Origin of the sequence: Burkholderia sp. HI2500 (assembly GCF_002223055.1) — a bacterium.
GTDB lineage: Bacteria > Pseudomonadota > Gammaproteobacteria > Burkholderiales > Burkholderiaceae > Burkholderia.
Genome location: NZ_NKFL01000004.1, coordinates 849,488 through 863,185, shown reverse-complemented (window position 1 = coordinate 863,185; position 13,698 = coordinate 849,488). Strand labels below are relative to the sequence as shown.

The following is a 13,698-nucleotide window of genomic DNA, read 5'->3' as shown; positions in this document are numbered from 1 at the left end:
ACCAACATGAGCGGTATCCATTTCGGCAGCGACCTGTTCGACGAATTCGCCCGCGTGCAGCGGCAAGTGGCCAGCCTGCTCGGCGATCGTCCGGCCGGCATTCGCGCGGTACGGCCCGGCGCCTTTCCCGCGCTCAACGTCGGCGCCACCGACGGCGCGATCGAGATCGTCGCGTTCGCACCCGGCATGGCCGCGGCCGACTTCGACGTGTCGATCGACAAGGACCTGCTGACGATCAGCGGCGAGCGCAAGCCCGCACCGCGCGGCGAAGGCGACGATCTGCGCACCTATGCGCAGGAACGCTTTCACGGCGGATTCCGCCGTGTCGTCGAGCTGCCGCGGGACGCGGATCCCGACCAGGTCAGCGCCCGCTACGAAAACGGCTGCCTGCTGATTCGCGTCGGCCGGCGCGAGGCATCGAAGCCGCGTGCGATCACCATTCAATAATATTCAGGATACCGACATGAACGCGAACCCGACCCTGGCCGAGCGTCAGACCAACACCGTTCACCCCGCTGCCGCCGAAGCGGCCCGCCGTCCCGCGATCACGCCGGCCGTCGACATCGTCGAAGATCATCTCGGCGTCACGCTGCGGGCCGACCTGCCCGGCGTGCCGCGCGAGAACCTCGACGTGAAGGTGCACGACAACACGCTGACGATCGAAGCCGACACGCGTCTCGACACGCCGGCCGACCTGCGCGTGCGCCACGCGGAAATCCGTGCGACGCGCTATGCGCGCAGCTTCGTGCTGAGCCCGGACCTCGACACGGCGAGGATCGACGCGAACCTGCGCGACGGCGTGCTGACGCTGACGATTCCGCGCCGCGAGGAAACGCGTCCGCGCCGCATCGACGTGACGGCCGGCAACGCGTAAGCATTGGTGCATGCCGTGATCCCGCACGCATGAAGAAGCCCCGCCGGGTACGCGCCCGGCGGGGCTTTCTTTTACGACGTGCGGTGCGATCAGTCGAAGTCGAACAGGTCGAACACCGATTTCTTGCGACGCCGGCCGTCGTGCGAGCGGCCATCGTGTCTGTCACGGCTGTCGTGCGAGCGAGCGTCGCGCCCCCACCCGCCATCGTGGCCGCGCGGTGCTTGCGCATCGTGTCGCACAGGGGCTTCATCGCGGCGCGCGGGCGCATCGCCGGTTTCGCGCGCAATCAGCTTGTCGAGTTCGCCGCGATCGAGCCACACGCCGCGGCAGGTTGGACAGTAGTCGATCTCGATCGACTGGCGCTCGGCCATCAGCAGGTCGGGCGTCTTGCAGACAGGGCATTTCATCGCGCTTCTCCTTTCCGTGCGAATTTCGTCTGGATTCCATATGACGCGCGTGATGCCTGCCACCTCAGCGGCAGCCGGGTCACGCGCGCCGGATCAGTGGCCATCCGTCGGTGCCGAGCGCTTCGTCTTCGCGCGCCGCGCCAGCATGTTCATGCCTTCGACGAAAGCCGAGAACGCCATTGCCGCGTAGATATAGCCCTTCGCCACATGCGAACCGAAACCTTCGGCGATCAGCGTCATGCCGATCACGACCAGGAACGACAGCGCGAGCATCACGATGGTCGGGTTGCGGTCGATGAAGCGTGCGAGCGGCTGTGCGGCGAACAGCATCACGGCGACGGCGACGATCACGGCGACGAACATGATCGGCACGTGCTCGGTCATGCCGATCGCGGTCACGATGCTGTCGATCGAGAACACGATGTCGAGCATCACGATCTGGCCGATCGCGGCCCACATCGTCAGGCCGACCGCCGCGCCCGAACCGCCCGCGCCTTCACCGTCGCGCGACACGTGGTGATGGATCTCGGTGGTCGCCTTCCACACGAGGAACAGGCCGCCCGACAGCAGGATCAGGTCACGCCACGAGAACGCATGGTCGAGCAGCGTGAACACGGGTTCGGTGAGGCTCGCGATCCATGCGACGCTGCCGAGCAGCGCGAGGCGCATCACCAGCGCGAGCGCGATGCCGAGGCGCTGCGTGCGGGCGCGCTGCGCTTCGGGCAGCTTGTTGCTGAGGATCGAGATGAAGATCAGGTTGTCGATGCCGAGCACGACTTCCATCACGACGAGCGTCAGGAGCGCCGCCCAGACGGCGGGGTCAACGGCAAGCGTCAGCAGGTAGTCCATGAGATGGGCCGATACGAAAGTGGAAAGCCCGATCATAGGCCGCCCCGAACTTCGGAAAAATCAGAGAGAATCTGAATTTTGGTTCGGTTTTTCCGAAATTTCGCTCCGATGCTCAATTTCCGACATCTGTACTACTTCTGGGTCGTCGTGAAGGAAGGCGGCTTCGCGCGCGCGGCCGCGCGGCTCGACATGGCCGTGCAGACCATCAGCGCGCAGGTGCGCGAGCTCGAAAAAGCGCTCGGGCACCAGTTATTGCGCCCGGCCGGGCGCGGCGTCACGATGACCGACGCCGGCCAGGCCGCGTTTGCGCGCGCGGAGGTGATCTTCGAGATGGGGCGGCTGATCCCCGACGAAGTGCGCGCGGCGGCCAGCCAGCCGACCGTGCGGCTCGCGGTCGGCCTCGCGGACGGCATCTCCAAGCTCGCCGCGCACGCGCTCCTTGCACCCGTGCTGGATACGCCCACGCTGCGGCTGCTGTGCCACGAAGGCGAGCACGATGCGCTGCTCGCGGAGCTGGCGCTGCATCATCTCGATCTGGTGCTGGCGGGCCAGGGCGCGCCGTCCGGCTCGAACCTGCGGGTGACGAGCGAGCGCCTCGTCGCGTCGCCGGTCGACTGGTATGGCCCCGCGGCGCTCGTCACGCCGGCCGCGCGGCAGCACTTTCCGCAGTGCCTCGCCGACCTGCCCGTGCTGTTGCCGACCGCGCATTCCGCGCTGCGCGCGCGCCTCGACCTGTGGCTGGAAGGTGAACGGATCGTGCCGCGCGTGGCCGGAGAATTCGAGGACAGCGCGCTGATGGCCGTGTTCGCGGCGCGCGGCCTCGGCGTGTTCCCGTTGAGCGAACTCGGCGCGAACGACGCGTCGCTGCTGCGCGGGTTGCGCCGGCTCGGGCGTGCCGGCGACGTGACCGAGGAGATCCACGCGATCCGCTCGCGGCGCGGCGAACACCATCCGCTGACGTCGCAATTGCTGGCCGCGGCACGCGGCGCTTCGGCCGACTGAAGCGAGCGCGACATCAAAGGAAACTATAATGACGCCCCGGCCTTACGAGATTGCCGCGCGCTTCATCCAGGCACCGCCGTTGCGCGGCCTCTCGCCAAGCCTTCTGAAAGACGCCATGCACAACCGATTTCGCCTGTTTTCCGTTTCGTGCGCGCTCGCGGCCGCGACCGTGCTGGCGGCGTGCTCGTCGCCGCCCAAGCCGATCTACCAGCAGGAACAGTTCGACGCGACCAGCAGCCCGTACGCGCATACGTTCCACTCGAAATCCGACGCAGCCTGCGAGGCCGCGCGGCGCGCGCTGCTGAGCCAGGGCTATGTGGTGTCGTCGTCGCGCAACGATGCGGTCGACGGCAGCAAGAATTTCCAGCCGAACAACGACATGCACGTCGTGATCGAGTTTCACGTCGTGTGCGCGGACGCGAACGCGGACGGCACGTCGAGCATCGCGTACGTGAACGCGGTGCAGGATCGCTATACGCTGAAGAAGTCGAATACGTCGGCCAGTGTCGGCTTGAGCGTGTTCGGCTCGCTGTCGCTGCCGATCGGGTCGAGCGACGACGCGCTCGTCAAGACCGCCAGCGAGACGATTCCCGCCGGCGTGTTCTATGAGCGCTTTTTCAATCTCGTCGAGCATTTCCTGAAGATCGACCCGGCCCGCCGCGACCGCGCGACCGTCAAGGCCGCCGAGAAGGAACCCGTCGCGCCGCTGCCCGAACCCGCGCCGACGCCGCAAGGCGAGCCGATGAAGATGACGACCCCGGTCGTGCCGACGCCGCCCGCGGCGCCGGTGCCGCTTTCGTTGCCGGCGGTCGCGCCCGAGTCGGGGGCGAACGCCGTGCCGGCCGCCGCGTCGGCCGTGGTTGCGCCGGCGGCGATGCGGGCTGCCGCGCCGGCGGCGGCGTCGGGTGCGGGGGCGGTATCGGCTTCGGGTGGGGCGCCTGCAGCGGCCGCGTCGTCGACGCCCGCTCCGGCGTCCGGATCGGCGTCCGTGCCGGTTTCGGCTCCCGTGCCGGCTTCCGGCCCGGCATCGACACCGGCCGCCACAACACCGACACCGGTCGCACCGGCGCCGACACCCACCGCTTCGGCTCCCGTGTCGGCATCGGCACCGTCGAGCGCATCGCCCGCGCCTGCCGCCGCCAACCCCGTCGCCTCGTCCGCACCGTCCGGCGCGAGCGCACCGGCCGCACACTGACCGGCCGTCCGTATCGTCGCGCGGCCATATCCGGCGCCGCGCGACGATACGCACACTTCTCCCTCATTCATCACGGGAATCTCCGCGCCGCCGGCTGCATACCCGTTGTGTCGCTGACGTTGCTTCGATGCTTCGCGACGGTGTATGCGTAGCCGATGCCGACGTTCGCCGGGATCGACTGCCGTCCGGCCGTCATCCGACAGGCCGGCTAGCGCCGGCCGCCCCCACCTACCGCAACGTCGCATGCAGCGTCTGCATCTGCTCGACGGTCGCCGTCACGCCGCCGCAGACGATCACGGCGATCTCCTTCGCCGACGCGAGCCCGGCCACTGGCCGCTCGAGCGCGGCCAGCGCGGCGCCGCACGCGGGCTCGACGACGATCCGGTGCTCGTCGAGGAAACGCAGCGAGGCGGCCACCGCCTCGGCATCGGACACGACAACCGGGTGAATCTCGTGTCGCGCGGCCCACTCGACCGCCGCGTCGCACGGCCGCTTCGCGCCGAGCGACGTCGCGATGCTCGTGATTGCCGGCAATTCGACCCCATGCCCCTGCGCGAGTGAGCGCGCATAGCAGTCGGCGCCTTCCGTTTCGGCCGCGACCACCGGCACGTCGTGCCAGCCGTTGCGCGCCAGCCCTTCGAGCACGCCACACAGCAGCCCGCCGCCGCCGACCGCGAGCACGATCGCGTCGGGCTTCGGGCCGGCCGCCGCCATCTCGTCGATCATCGTCGCGTGGCCCTGCCACAGCACGCGATCGTCGAACGGATGCACGAACGCATCATGCTCGCCGAGCGCCGACTGCGCGAACGCATTCGCCTCGGCCCAGCTCGCCCCGTGCACGACGAGCTCGGCACCCTCGACGCGGATCAGCTCGCGTGCACGGGCCGACGCGCTTTCCGGTACGACGACGAGCACCGGCACGCCGAGCTCGCGGCCGCAATACGCGACCGCGATGCCCGCGTTGCCGCCCGACGACGACACGAAGCGCCGCGCGCCGGCCGCGTGCCGCGCTTCGCAGACGGCGCCGATGCCGCGCAGCTTGAACGAGCCCGACGGCTGCAGCGCATCGAGCTTCAGCCGGATGGTCCTGCCGAGCCGGCGGGATGCGATTGGCGAGCAAAGATAAGGGGTCGGGATATGAAGCGGCATGGGGCGGGACCAATGGGAACGGAGGAAACGGGGGGAACGCACGCGACGTGCAACGGCGAGCGGCAATGACGGTCATCGTACGGCACGCCTCCCATGCTTTCCAATACCATCGAATGGCGTTTGCTATGCTCAACAGGTATATCAATGAACCTGAAGGGATGCCGCATGCGCCAGATCGAATTGCGTCACCTGCGCTACTTCGTGGCCGTCGCGCAAGCCGGCAGCGTGATGGCCGGCGCCCGCGCGGCCGGCATCGTCCAGCCCGCGCTGTCGCGACAGATCCGCGAGCTCGAGGACGCGATCGGCACGCCGCTGCTGGTGCGCCGCGCAACGGGCGTCACGCTCACGGCGGCCGGCGCCAGCTTCCTGCAGGACGCGACCGGCCTGCTCGCGACGCTGCAGGACAGCCGTGAGCGCGCGCTGCGCAGCGCGGCCGGCCAGCTGGGCGAGTTGCGGCTCGGTGCGTTGCCGAACTGCCTGCCGCTGCCCGTCGTCGGCACCGTCCTCAAGGCGTTTCGCGACGCGTGCCCGGACGTGAAGCTGTCGATCGCGCCGATGCTGTCGGCCGAACAGGCGAATGCGCTGATGCGCGGCCAGCTCGACGGCGGGATCATGGCGTGGCGTCAGGACGAGGCGCCGCACCTGTCGGGCGTGCGGCTGCTGAGCGACCGCTTCGTGCTCGCGATGCCCGCGCCGCCGGGCGGACGCTTCACCGCGCCGCGCACGCTGGCCGACGTCGCGAACGAACCGTTCGTCTGGTTCGACGCGCAGCGCTCCGCCGCGCACCACCGATTCCTGATGGCGCAGTGCCAGCAGGCCGGCTTCACGCCGCGCATCGCGCAGGTCGGCAGCGACATTCCGACGTTGATCGGCCTCGTCGCGGCCGGGATGGGCTGTGCATTCGTGCCGGAAAGCGCGTCGCCGACCTGCCCGCACACGGTCCGGCTCGTCGCGCTCGACGAACTCGCGCGCCGCTTCGACATCGAGTTCGTGTTCGACGGTGCGGCCGTGCCCCCGTCGCCCGTCGTCGCGCGGTTTCTCGAGGCCGTGCGTGATGCGACCGGCGAAGCGAGCGAAGCGGGCTGAGCGGACAGCAGGTGCGGCGACCTCACCCGGCACTTGAGCGACCCGATTCGCGATGCCGAATGACGGGCGCAATCCCCTCTCGCCCAACTGTCGCTTCGACTGCCGAAACACGCTAAACAATCGCATCTTTTCCACGAAAATTCTTACAAAACGACGACACCGGACGCCTCAGCACCGGTGTTTTTAAATTGGCACCAAAAACGGCCGTTTAACGTCGCTTCGAATTGTCATGGTGCGAAATATACTGCGCGCGCATCCAACCCTCGTGCCAAAGAGAGGATGCGTTTCCGCCCCGGTCACGGTCCCCCTGTGATCGGGGCTTTTTTTGGCCGCGGGCCTTGTCTGCAAAGGGTTTTCGGCGACGATGCGAGATTCGCCTGGCGTGATGCCGACCGCCTGCTCGGCCCGTCCGATCCGCACGGCCACCCATCGCCGGGAAGTCGGTGGGCGACTTCCCGCTCATCCGGCGGGAGCGACCGTCAGCCCGCGTCGAAGCGCCGATGGATCGCGATCTCCCGCCCTGAAGCCGCATGCCGACCTTTACAAATATCTTTCACAAAAACATCGCTTTCGCTCGCCCCATCGCCGGGCTTCAAGCGCTCGCTGCATTGTTGACATGAAATCAAGATAATTTCGTCCGGACCCGGCTTTTTCCGCAAAAGTCATGCAGGCACACTTCACCCTGTCCTCAACGGCCCCTGCCGTTGTCCCTCGACTACAGGAGCCCATCGCGTGAAGATCACGACTTCCTCTCCTTCCCGCCCGGGTGGCAGCGCCGCGCTGCCGCTGCTGGCACTCGCCGCCGGTGCGTTCGGCATCGGCACGACCGAGTTCTCGCCGATGGGCCTGCTGCCCGTGATCGCCGACGGCGTGCACGTGTCGATTCCGCAAGCCGGCATGCTGATCAGCGCCTATGCGATCGGCGTGATGGTCGGCGCGCCGCTGATGACGCTGCTGCTCGCGCGCTGGTCGCGCCGCTCGGCGCTGATCGCGCTGATGTCGATCTTCACGATCGGCAACCTGCTGTCGGCGTTCGCACCGGACTACACGACGCTGCTGCTCGCCCGCCTCGTGACGAGCCTCAACCACGGCGCCTTCTTCGGACTGGGCTCGGTGGTCGCGGCCAGCCTCGTGCCGCGCGAGAAGCAGGCCAGCGCGGTCGCGACGATGTTCATGGGTCTCACGATCGCGAACGTCGGCGGCGTGCCGGCCGCGACCTGGCTCGGCCAGATCATCGGCTGGCGCATGTCGTTCGCGGCGACCGCGGGCCTCGGCCTGGTTGCGATCGCCGGGCTGTTCGCCGCGCTGCCGAAGGGCGAAGCCGGCAAGATGCCCGACCTGCGCGCCGAACTCTCGGTGCTGACGCGCCCCGTCGTGCTCGGCGCGCTCGGGACGACCGTGCTCGGCGCCGGCGCGATGTTCACGCTCTACACGTATGTCGCGCCGACGCTCGAACACCTGACCGGCGCGACGCCCGGCTTCGTGACCGCGATGCTGGTGCTGATCGGCGTCGGCTTCTCGATCGGCAACATCGCGGGCGGGCGCCTCGCCGACCGCTCGCTCGACGGCACGCTGATCGGGTTCCTGCTGTTGCTGATCGCGACGATGGCCGCGTTCCCGGTGCTCGCCCGCACGCATGCGGGCGCCGCCGTCACGCTGCTCGTGTGGGGTGTCGCGACGTTCGCGGTCGTGCCGCCGCTGCAGATGCGCGTGATGCGGGCAGCCCACGAAGCGCCGGGCCTCGCGTCGGCCGTCAACATCGGCGCGTTCAACCTCGGCAACGCGCTCGGCGCCGCGGCCGGCGGCGCGGCGCTCTCGGCGGGCTTCGGCTATGCGGCCGTGCCGCTCGTCGGCGGACTGATCGCCGCGGCCGGGCTCGCACTCGTGTTCGTGCAGATCGCGCAGCAGCGCCGCGCACCGGCCGCCGCGAATTCGTAATCGCGACTCGTCGCGCCGGTCATGCGCGACGGGCAGCCGCCCGTGGGGCGAACACACTCACGGCCGCGCAATGCGGCCGTCTTCGTTTTCACTCGTCAATGCCGATTCACCGATTCGCCAATCATAAAAATCGGGAAATTCGGCACATCTTGCATCGCTGCAAAATCCGATTCATTAACGGAAAACTGAAAACGATCCAATCTGCCTGAACGATTCAATGCCTGCCTATTTCGCTTCACCGGGCATTTCAGTCAACCATTCCGCATCGGCCGTTTCAATCCACTGCGTCAATCGGAAAAATCGCTTCGCACCCCGCCAAAGCCGCGAAACTATTGCCGCATCGCAGGAAAATCTTTCGCTCGCACCGCACGAGAGAAAATCGAAAACCGTAATGTTTTCCGGCTTTATTCCATCGCCCCCGGCTTTACTGTAACAAAATGAAACAGCCCGGACATTGCGATTGAAAGACTCATCAATTCGTATCAGCATTCGCAATGCCGTGGCATGCGAAGCGCGGCATAAATCCAATGAAAAACCGCTCGATGAGGGATCCGTGTGAAAGTCGCCATCGCTTCCACGACATTGTCGCTCGCGCTGTCAATCGGCCTGTCGACACCTGCCGCCGACGCAGCCACGTATTCGAACGGCACTGCGACCGCCACCTTCAACGTCACGCTGACACTGCAGCCGAACTGCACGATCGCCGCGAACCCGCTGGCCTTCGGCACCAACGGGGTGCTGGCCACGGCAATCAACCAGCAGACGACCGTCAGCGTCACCTGTACCAACACGACGCCGTACAACGTCGGCCTCGACGCGGGCTCGGTCACGGGTTCGAGCGTCGCGAGCCGCCTGATGGCCGGCACGTCGACCGGCAACACGACGACGACCGTCGGCTTCCAGCTCTACCAGGACGCCGGGCGCACGACGATCTGGGGCAACACGCAAGGCACGAACACCGTGGCCGGCACCGGCACGGGCGCCGCGCAGGCGTTGACCGTCTACGGCCAGGTGCCCGCGCAGGCGACGCCGAAGCCGGATACCTATCAGACGACCGTCACCGCAACCGTCTACTTCTGACCGGCGCAGCAACGCATGACCGCATTACGTCGAACGCTCGCCGCGCTGCTGTGCGCGGCCGGCACCGCGCACGCCGCGTCGCTGCAGATTTCCCCCGTCACGATCGAATTCGGCACCGACGACACGGCCACCGGCATCACGCTGCGCAATCCGGGCGAGCGCCCGGTGTACGGGCAGGTGCGCGTGTTCCGCTGGGACCAGGCCGACGGCCAGGACACGCTGACGCCCACCCAGGATCTGGTCGCGAGCCCGCCGCTGATCGAGGTCGGCATGCAGTCCGAGCAGCTGATCCGCGTCGTGCGCGCGGCGCGCACGCCTTCCGGCATCGAGCAGAGCTACCGGCTGCTGATCGACGAGCTGCCGCAGCCCGGCGAAGCGCCGACCAACGGCGTGTCGATCCGGCTGCGCTATTCGATTCCGGTGTTCGTCGAGCCCGCGGCCAACGGCGCGCCGCAGCTCGACTGGGCGCTGCTGCGCAGCAACGGCGGCTGGGTGCTGCGGGTGCGCAACGGCGGCGCGCGCCGCGCGCAGCTCGCGTCGGTCGAGCTCGTGACCGGCGACGGCCACGCGTACCCGCTCACGCGCGGATTGCTCGGCTACGCGCTCGCGGGCCGCACGGGCCAGTGGAGCGTGCCGCTGCCGGCCGGCGTCACGCTCGGCGGCAAGGTCACGGTGCGGGCGGCCGTCAATTCGCAGCCGGCCAGCGCGGTCGTCACGGTGGAGCCGCCGGGCTAGACCGCCGGTGCGCCGCCCGGCCTCGCCCCCTTCGCCACGCGCCGGCAGGTTCCCCGCCAACGGACGCGAAACGCCGCGCCGCTCGCCGCGCGCCGCGCTTGCGGCCATCGTGGCCGGCAGCCTGCTCGTGATCGGCTCGGCCCGCGCGGACGAACCCGCGGCACTCGTGATGACCGACAGCACGCACGACGTGGTCCTCGAAGTCAGTGTCAACGGCGAAAGCACGGCGCTGCTCGCGCACCTCCGCGAGCGCGACGGCCATCTGTCGGCGAGCGGCGCCGACCTGCGCACGATCGGCTTCGCGACCGACCGGCTCGGCATCGCCGATGCGGCGACCGTCGATCTCGACACGATTCCCGGCCTGCGCTACCGCTACGACGCGGCACGCCAGAGCGTCGACCTGCAGCTGCCCGACGCGCTGCGCCGCCCGTACGCGGTCGACAGCCGCGCGTTGCCGGCCACGCAGGAGGCCAGCGCGTCGCGCGGCCTCGCGATCAACTACGAGGCGTACGCGCAGACGATCGGCGACCGGCAGTTCTCGCTCTATACCGGCGTGCGCTACTTCGACCCGAACGGCGTGTTCAACACGACGGGCACCGCGTATTTCTACAACGGCCAGCGGCGCTATACGCGCTTCGATACGTCGTGGAGCCGCTCGGACCCGGCACGGCCGAGCACGACGCAGATCGGCGACGCGATCTCGGGATCGCTCGCGTGGACGCGCTCGGTGCGCCTCGGCGGCTTCCAGTGGCGCAGCAACTTCGCGCTGCGGCCCGACCTCGTGACGTTCCCGATTCCGTCGCTCGCGGGCTCCGCCGCCGTGCCGTCGGCGGTCGACCTGTACATCAACAACGTGCGCCAGTACACCGGCAACGTGCCGAGCGGCCCGTTCATCATCCACGACGTGCCGGGCATCACGGGCGCCGGCCAGGCGACCGTCATCACGCGCGACGCGCTCGGGCGCACCGTCGCGACGTCGGTGCCGCTCTACGTCGATACGCGCATGCTGTCCGCCGGGCTGTCGAGCTATTCGTTCGAAGCCGGCTTCCTGCGCCGCAACTACGGGCTGCAGTCGTTCGACTACGACGCGCGGCCGGCCGTCAGCGGCTCGATGCGGCGCGGCGTGACCGATGCGCTGACCATCGAGGGGCATGCGGAAGCAACCGGCGGCATGGTCAACGCCGGCGTCGGCGCCCTGATGCGGCTCGGCTACGCGGGCGTCGTGAGCGGCGCGGTCGCGGGCAGCGCCGGACGCTATCCGGGCACGCAGGTAAGCGTCGGCTACCAGGTGATCGAACCGCGCTTCTCGATCAACGCGCAGACGATCCGCGCGTTCGGCCGCTACGGCGACCTCGCGTCGCGCGACGGCTCGCCGGTGCCGTCGGCGACCGACCAGGCCACGCTCGCGCTGCCGTTCATGCACCGCCAGACGCTGTCGCTCAGCTATATCGGCTTCCGGCTGCCGCAAGGCCCGAGCGCGCGAATCGGCACGGTGTCGTACACGCTGAGCTTCGGCGATCTCGCGTCGGTGAGCGTGAGTGCGTACCGCGACTTCGCGCAGCAGGGTGCGAACGGCGCGTTCGTCTCGCTGAACATCGGGCTCGGCCGCAACACGTCGATCAATACGACCGTCGGCCGGCAGCGCGGCCAGTCGAGCTACACCGTCGACGCGAGCCGCCCGCCCGACTACGACGGCGGCTGGGGCTGGGGCGTGCAGACCGGCGGCACGGGCGCGGTGCCGTACCGGCAAGCGCAACTGCGCTATCTGGGCCACGCGGGCGAAGTCATCGCGGCCGCGCAGAACATCGACCGCCAGACCGGCGCGTCGCTCGACGTCAGCGGCGCGCTCGTGTTCATGGACCGCAGCCTGCAGATGTCACGCCGCATCGACGACGGCTTCGCGCTCGTGTCGACCGACGGCGTCGCGGGCATTCCGGTGCTGCACGAGAACCGCGTGATCGGCACGACGGATCGCGCGGGACACCTGCTCGTGCCCGACCTGAACGCGTACCAGAACAACCAGATCGCGATCGACTCGATGAAGCTGCCCGCCGATGCGCGGATCGCCCGGACCTCGATGACGGTCGTGCCGCAGACGCAATCGGGCGTCGTCGCGCATTTCGGCGTGTCGCGCTATCGCGCGGCGTCGGTCATCCTGCACGACGCGGCCGGCCGCCCGCTGCCGGCCGGCGCGCACGTGCATCACGCGGAAAGCGGCGCGGACACGATCGTCGGCTACGACGGGCTCACGTTCATCGACGGACTGAAGGAGGACAACCATCTCGTGATCGATTACGGCACGCAGCGCTGCGTCGCGACATTCGCGTTCACGGCGCCCGGCAACGGCACGCTGCCGACCCTCGGCCCGCTCACCTGCCGGCCCGCGCCATGAAGTTCGCACTGCTCCTCTTCGTCGCGTTCGCCATGTGGTGCGGCGTGCCGCACGATGCGCAGGCCGAGACGTGCACGGCCACCGCGTCGACGGTGAGCTTCGGCTCGGTCAGCCCGATCTCGCGCGCGTCGGTCGCCGCGACCGGCACCGTCAGCATCACCTGCACGTGGTCGGCCGTCACGCTGACGCCGAACGTGCTCGTGTGCCTGAGTCTCGGCGGCACGAGCCCGCGCAGCCTCGTCAACGGCACCAACGCGATGCAGTACGACCTCTATCTCGATGCCGGGCATTCGGTCGCGTGGGGCTCCATTTACTCCGGCACGACGCCGGCATCGGTGACGCTCGTCAAACCCGCGCTCGGCACGAGCGCGAGCGCCACGGTCACGATCTACGGGCAGATCACCGCGAACCAGCCGACCGTGCCGACGACCGGCAACAGCACGACCCCCTACTCGCAGACGTTCGGCGGCAACACGACATCGATCAACGCGGGGTTCTACCTGCTCGGTGCGCCCACTTGCGCGTCGCTGACGGCGTCGAACGGCACCTTCCCGTTCAGCGCGACCGCCAACGTCATCAACAACTGCAACATCAGCGCGACCAACGTCAGCTTCGGCACCGCGAGCGTGCTGTCGGGCGCGCTCACCGCGACCGGTTCGATCACCGCGCAATGCACCAACGGCGACGCGTGGAAGATCGCGCTGAGCGGCGGCAGCAGCGGCAACGTGACGGCGCGCCAGATGCAACGCAGCGGCGGAGGCGGCACGATCGGCTACGGGCTTTACACCGATGCCGCGCGTTCGATCGCGTGGGGCGACGGCACGGGCGGCAGCTCGACGGTCACGGGCGTCGGCACGGGCACGTCGCAGGCCGTGACCGTGTACGGCGCGGTGCCGGCGCAAACGACGCCCGCGCCCGGCAACTACAGCGACACGATCACCGCGACGATCAGTTTCTAGCGCTCAGTGGCATGGGCGAGCGGCCGCGCGAG

Annotated in this window: 13 protein-coding genes; 10 read left to right on the top strand and 3 right to left on the bottom strand. The window is 68.8% G+C overall.

Going from position 1 to position 13,698, the window contains the following annotated elements; genetic code table 11:
* Positions 1 to 6: 6 nt before the first annotated feature.
* Entirely contained in the window at positions 7 to 447 is a 441-nt protein-coding gene (locus tag CFB45_RS06640) for an Hsp20/alpha crystallin family protein (RefSeq protein WP_089424979.1), read from the top strand.
* Between the two features lie 16 nt (positions 448 to 463).
* A complete protein-coding gene (locus CFB45_RS06635) occupies positions 464 to 874 on the top strand; it encodes an Hsp20/alpha crystallin family protein (RefSeq protein WP_089424978.1) in 411 nt (136 codons plus the stop codon).
* Positions 875 to 963: 89 nt separating this feature from the next.
* Here the strand turns inward: CFB45_RS06635 and CFB45_RS06630 are convergent, their stop codons facing one another.
* Together CFB45_RS06630 and CFB45_RS06625 are read right to left on the bottom strand one after the other, a co-directional pair.
* Complete coding sequence (locus tag CFB45_RS06630) at positions 964 to 1,281, bottom strand: TFIIB-type zinc ribbon-containing protein (RefSeq protein WP_089424977.1); 318 nt, start codon at positions 1,279 to 1,281, stop codon at positions 964 to 966.
* Between the two features lie 93 nt (positions 1,282 to 1,374).
* On the bottom strand, positions 1,375 to 2,130 hold the full coding sequence (locus CFB45_RS06625) for a TerC family protein (RefSeq protein WP_089424976.1): 756 nt from the start codon (positions 2,128 to 2,130) through the stop codon (positions 1,375 to 1,377).
* A gap of 108 nt (positions 2,131 to 2,238) precedes the next feature.
* Between CFB45_RS06625 and CFB45_RS06620 the strand changes: the two genes are divergently transcribed.
* Positions 2,239 to 3,132 carry a LysR family transcriptional regulator gene (locus CFB45_RS06620; protein ID WP_089424975.1) on the top strand — a complete coding sequence of 298 codons (894 nt, stop codon included), beginning with the start codon at positions 2,239 to 2,241 and terminating at the stop codon, positions 3,130 to 3,132.
* 115 nt (positions 3,133 to 3,247) lie between these two features.
* Entirely contained in the window at positions 3,248 to 4,327 is a 1,080-nt protein-coding gene (locus CFB45_RS06615; RefSeq protein ID WP_089425880.1) for a DUF2242 domain-containing protein, read from the top strand.
* Positions 4,328 to 4,555: 228 nt separating this feature from the next.
* Here the strand turns inward: CFB45_RS06615 and CFB45_RS06610 are convergent, their stop codons facing one another.
* On the bottom strand, positions 4,556 to 5,476 hold the full coding sequence (locus CFB45_RS06610; RefSeq protein WP_089424974.1) for a pyridoxal-phosphate dependent enzyme: 921 nt from the start codon (positions 5,474 to 5,476) through the stop codon (positions 4,556 to 4,558).
* 165 nt (positions 5,477 to 5,641) lie between these two features.
* On the opposite strand from CFB45_RS06610, the gene CFB45_RS06605 reads away from it, so the two are divergent.
* The 6 genes from CFB45_RS06605 to CFB45_RS06580 all read left to right on the top strand — a co-directional run bounded on the left by CFB45_RS06605 (position 5,642) and on the right by CFB45_RS06580 (position 13,666).
* Positions 5,642 to 6,562, top strand: coding sequence for a LysR family transcriptional regulator (locus CFB45_RS06605; RefSeq protein WP_089425879.1), 921 nt, complete (start codon positions 5,642 to 5,644; stop codon positions 6,560 to 6,562).
* A 732-nt stretch (positions 6,563 to 7,294) separates the two neighbouring features.
* Positions 7,295 to 8,500 (top strand): MFS transporter, encoded by a 1,206-nt coding sequence (locus CFB45_RS06600; protein WP_089424973.1) that lies wholly within the window; start codon positions 7,295 to 7,297, stop codon positions 8,498 to 8,500.
* Positions 8,501 to 9,094: 594 nt separating this feature from the next.
* The gene (locus tag CFB45_RS06595; protein ID WP_373452675.1) at positions 9,095 to 9,580 is read left to right on the top strand and encodes a Csu type fimbrial protein; all 486 of its coding nucleotides are present in this window, start codon (positions 9,095 to 9,097) and stop codon (positions 9,578 to 9,580) included.
* Between the two features lie 15 nt (positions 9,581 to 9,595).
* Positions 9,596 to 10,315, top strand: coding sequence for a fimbrial biogenesis chaperone (locus tag CFB45_RS06590; protein WP_089424971.1), 720 nt, complete (start codon positions 9,596 to 9,598; stop codon positions 10,313 to 10,315).
* 7 nt (positions 10,316 to 10,322) lie between these two features.
* Positions 10,323 to 12,707 carry a fimbria/pilus outer membrane usher protein gene (locus CFB45_RS06585; RefSeq protein WP_089424970.1) on the top strand — a complete coding sequence of 795 codons (2,385 nt, stop codon included), beginning with the start codon at positions 10,323 to 10,325 and terminating at the stop codon, positions 12,705 to 12,707.
* Positions 12,704 to 13,666 (top strand): Csu type fimbrial protein, encoded by a 963-nt coding sequence (locus tag CFB45_RS06580; protein WP_089424969.1) that lies wholly within the window; start codon positions 12,704 to 12,706, stop codon positions 13,664 to 13,666. Before CFB45_RS06585 ends, CFB45_RS06580 begins: the two co-directional genes overlap by 4 nt.
* Positions 13,667 to 13,698 lie beyond the last annotated feature (32 nt).

What these genes read in the sequence shown, in the direction of transcription:
- CFB45_RS06640 (WP_089424979.1), top strand. Translation starts at nt 7, where the DNA reads ATGAGCGGTATCCATTTCGGCAGCGACCTGTTCGACGAATTCGCCCGC.
- CFB45_RS06635 (WP_089424978.1), top strand. Translation starts at nt 464, where the DNA reads ATGAACGCGAACCCGACCCTGGCCGAGCGTCAGACCAACACCGTTCAC.
- CFB45_RS06630 (WP_089424977.1), bottom strand. Translation starts at nt 1,281, where the DNA reads ATGAAATGCCCTGTCTGCAAGACGCCCGACCTGCTGATGGCCGAGCGC.
- CFB45_RS06625 (WP_089424976.1), bottom strand. Translation starts at nt 2,130, where the DNA reads ATGGACTACCTGCTGACGCTTGCCGTTGACCCCGCCGTCTGGGCGGCG.
- CFB45_RS06620 (WP_089424975.1), top strand. Translation starts at nt 2,239, where the DNA reads ATGCTCAATTTCCGACATCTGTACTACTTCTGGGTCGTCGTGAAGGAA.
- CFB45_RS06615 (WP_089425880.1), top strand. Translation starts at nt 3,248, where the DNA reads ATGCACAACCGATTTCGCCTGTTTTCCGTTTCGTGCGCGCTCGCGGCC.
- CFB45_RS06610 (WP_089424974.1), bottom strand. Translation starts at nt 5,476, where the DNA reads ATGCCGCTTCATATCCCGACCCCTTATCTTTGCTCGCCAATCGCATCC.
- CFB45_RS06605 (WP_089425879.1), top strand. Translation starts at nt 5,642, where the DNA reads ATGCGCCAGATCGAATTGCGTCACCTGCGCTACTTCGTGGCCGTCGCG.
- CFB45_RS06590 (WP_089424971.1), top strand. Translation starts at nt 9,596, where the DNA reads ATGACCGCATTACGTCGAACGCTCGCCGCGCTGCTGTGCGCGGCCGGC.
- CFB45_RS06580 (WP_089424969.1), top strand. Translation starts at nt 12,704, where the DNA reads ATGAAGTTCGCACTGCTCCTCTTCGTCGCGTTCGCCATGTGGTGCGGC.